We start from the raw sequence: 3,271 nt of genomic DNA, 5'->3' as shown, positions 1-3,271 counted from the left end.
TTCCATTCATACGCTTCACGAATTGGAAGCAAGACTAGCTTTGCAAAGCTAGGCTGTACAAGGATTGTACAACGATTTTTCGTGGGATATTGAAAAGCATAGACATTATTAATAATAATTGTCAATAGTCACCTCGGTCATCAGGCTCAAAGCCTTACTGGACAAGGCATCGACGCACCTCAACGAAAACTCTAGATTTTCAGCCATTGTGTCTAACCCGCGAAAAATGTTGATAACCGATAACTAATAACTAATAACTGATCACTGTTCCTATGGACTAATACCCGCAGATTTAAGGGTCTTGTCCATTAAAATTACATGGGTACTGCTTTCCTGTCCCTCATTGTCAGGACGACATCGCTTTTTGATGATAAGGAATAGCGATCACTTTTGGGAGAAGCAACTTTTTTGGCGATTTTGATGATGGGGAGTGCGATCGTTTTTGGAAGGGGCTTTTTTCTGGAATGGAAGTAATTAAACTAAAACTAATCAGAATAAATATCTCGACGATGACCAACTTGATGAATCGTAATAAAGTCATCATCAAAAGAATATATCACCCTGTAATCGCCAATTCTAAGTTTAAACAAACCGCTTAAATTAGAACTTAAACTTTGATGTCTAATATCATCAAAATTTTCATTTATCCAACGAACTTTTTTAAAGACACGCTCCCGAACAACTGCCGTAAGCGACTCTAAACCTTCAAAAGCTTTATCGGTAAATTCTATATGGCGAGGCATTACCAATCTAATCCTAATCTTTGAGCTACTTCTTCCGCAGAAATTCCCCGTTCTCCATTTCGAGTTCGCTGTAAAGAGTCAGCTAGAAATTGAGAGACTTCGGTTTTAAGTTGTTTATCAACATCAGGATCATTTAGTAGAGATTGAACTGTTTCCGTAACAGTTTCTTGAATCAAAAACTTAAAATCTTCAACACTTAGGTCTTTAACTTGCATTCTTGTAATTAGAACTCACTATTCTGACTATAGCATCGTTTAAGAATAGCGATCACGTTTTGTGGGGATACAATTGGAGGATGCGATCGCTTTTTGATGATGAGGAATAGCGATCACTTTTGGAGAGTCAACTTTTTTGGAGATTTTGATGAGGAGGAGAGGCGATCGTTTTCTTATCAAAGTCCTATAGAAATGAGATAGGATCAGGAAATTCCTGTAAAGTGTCAAGAATTTATGAAATCCATTAAAATCATTCTGGAAAAACATTCTGATGGCTATATCGCCTATCCATTGGGAATTCAAGGCGTAGTAGTCGGTGAGGGTGATACCCATGAAGATGCTCTTATTGATGTGCAATCGGCGATCGCTTTTCATGTTGAAACCTTTGGGGAATCAGTTCTCGAAGCTGACTCATCTTTATTAGAAGCCTTTGTTGTAGAAGCAATAGTCTAACGGCAAAATTTCCGGCTGATGCCCCTAAAGCCAAAGTGATTAAAGTTCTTGAAAAATTTGGTTTTTCAATTGTTAGATAAAAAGAGCATATTTCTATGATTAGAAAAAATCCAGATGGAACAACAACACTTTTAACGCTACCCAATCACAAGCAAATTAAAAGCTCTACACTAAGGATTATTTGCACTCAAGCGGGTATCTCACGAGATGATTTTATTGCTTCCTAAGTAGCTGGTTATAATTAAATTAAAAATGGATTTTAGGTTCGATCCCCCCTGCCCCCCTTGATAAGGGGGGTGCCGATCCCCCCTTAATCCCCCCTTGATAAGGGGGGTGCCGATCCCCCCTTAATCCCCCCTTAATAAGGGGGGCATCTGACAGCTTTTAACGCCTACCTACTTATGAAAAGATTTAAAGCAAAATCCTTTAAATGTGATTATTTGGTCTTTTGAAAGTGCGATCGCTACTTAGGGTTTGCTGAAAAAGTACGGGCGAAGCATTCGGATAGAAAATCTACGGTTTCACCGATAGGTTACTGCCCGAATGCTTCGCCCCTACAGGACGCGGGCCGATGAAGACGCAAGGTTTTGAAGCACGATTCTCTCAAAATCTTGCACCTGTTTCACGAGAAAAGCCACAAAACCCTGACCTTGCCTACATTTCACATTTATTCAGCAAACCCTACTTATGAGGAGTTTGTAGCCAGTGGAAAACTCGATCGAGATCGATTGAGTTGTGGACCGGGAAATTGGCTATTATAAACGATGCCCAAAAAATCATCTCCTCCCGCATAAATTATTCTGCCGAGTTCAGTCTGGTTAAACTTCCTCTGAAATTTTTGTCCTCACTGACGCATAATCTCGCTGAAATCTCGGATTTTTCTTAACCGATGAGATGGGATTGATCCCTGGCATTCTGTTTCCATTCATACGCTTCACGAATTGGAAGCAAGACTGACTACGCTAAATATGTCCAGTGGCAAGTAGAAAGGTTTCCATTCATACGCTTCACGAATTGGAAGCAAGATGTAGTGAGTATCATGGCTCTGAATGAAAAGATCAGGTTTCCATTCATACGCTTCACGAATTGGAAGCAAGCTACCGATGTCATCATCAAGAGCTGTCTATTCCTTCTTGTGTTTCCATTCATACGCTTCACGAATTGGAAGCAAGGAGGGGAACCCAACACCTCTGGTAACACTTGAGTAACAGTTTCCATTCATACGCTTCACGAATTGGAAGCAAGTTGTTGGCAAACCTTTGACACTCATGGAAAAGGTTTTCATTGTTTCCATTCATACGCTTCACGAATTGGAAGCAAGGCGTGGTTTTGCCTAGGGTTCATCGCAGGAATCCTGTTTCCATTCATACGCTTCACGAATTGGAAGCAAGACGAGCGAGGCCACTTGGAAATAGGGACCATCTCCAAGGTTTCCATTCATACGCTTCACGAATTGGAAGCAAGAGTTTTACTAATAAGTGCCCTCGCACTTCTTTTGTTTCCATTCATACGCTTCACGAATTGGAAGCAAGTTATCAGAAGCAAACTTGCTTCTGATGGAAAACTCAACGTTTCCATTCATACGCTTCACGAATTGGAAGCAAGTCTGGCTATTTGTTGCGCTATGCCTTTTTGGCAGCGGCGTTTCCATTCATACGCTTCACGAATTGGAAGCAAGACGGGAACAAAGAAAAAAAACTGCGTTGTTGATGGTGATTTGTTTCCATTCATACGCTTCACGAATTGGAAGCAAGACTAGCTTTGCAAAGCTAGGCTGTACAAGGATTGTACAACGATTTTTCGTGGGATATTGAAAAGCATAGACATTATTAATAATAATTGTCAATAGTCACCTCGGTC

The 3,271-nt window shown here is 40.4% G+C and carries 4 protein-coding genes and 1 CRISPR repeat array; of the genes, 1 reads left to right on the top strand and 3 read right to left on the bottom strand.

Annotation, left to right across the window (positions count from 1 at the left end; translation table 11 throughout):
- Nucleotides 1–485: 485 nt before the first annotated feature.
- From IM485_RS13825 to IM485_RS13815, 3 genes are read right to left on the bottom strand one after another with little or no spacing between them, the layout of a single operon-like run.
- Nucleotides 486–743 carry a type II toxin-antitoxin system RelE family toxin gene (locus tag IM485_RS13825; RefSeq protein WP_002775005.1) on the bottom strand — a complete coding sequence of 86 codons (258 nt, stop codon included), beginning with the start codon at nucleotides 741–743 and terminating at the stop codon, nucleotides 486–488.
- Nucleotides 743–958, bottom strand: coding sequence for a hypothetical protein (locus IM485_RS13820; RefSeq protein WP_271937179.1), 216 nt, complete (start codon nucleotides 956–958; stop codon nucleotides 743–745). Before IM485_RS13820 ends, IM485_RS13825 begins: the two co-directional genes overlap by 1 nt.
- Before the next feature lie 39 nt (nucleotides 959–997).
- On the bottom strand, nucleotides 998–1,138 hold the full coding sequence (locus IM485_RS13815; RefSeq protein ID WP_002741153.1) for a hypothetical protein: 141 nt from the start codon (nucleotides 1,136–1,138) through the stop codon (nucleotides 998–1,000).
- A 54-nt stretch (nucleotides 1,139–1,192) separates the two neighbouring features.
- Here IM485_RS13815 and IM485_RS13810 point away from each other — a divergent pair, with 54 nt between their 5' ends.
- Nucleotides 1,193–1,411 carry a type II toxin-antitoxin system HicB family antitoxin gene (locus IM485_RS13810; RefSeq protein ID WP_287743775.1) on the top strand — a complete coding sequence of 73 codons (219 nt, stop codon included), beginning with the start codon at nucleotides 1,193–1,195 and terminating at the stop codon, nucleotides 1,409–1,411.
- Between the two features lie 917 nt (nucleotides 1,412–2,328).
- A CRISPR array of direct repeats spans nucleotides 2,329–3,165; the repeat unit is 35 nt; unit sequence GTTTCCATTCATACGCTTCACGAATTGGAAGCAAG.
- Between the last annotated feature and the right edge of the window lie 106 nt (nucleotides 3,166–3,271).

The sequence above is a fragment of the Microcystis sp. M169S2 genome (assembly GCF_020245865.1).
GTDB classification, from domain to species: domain Bacteria; phylum Cyanobacteriota; class Cyanobacteriia; order Cyanobacteriales; family Microcystaceae; genus Microcystis; species Microcystis ichthyoblabe_A.
This window is presented reverse-complemented; position numbering and strand designations above follow the sequence as displayed.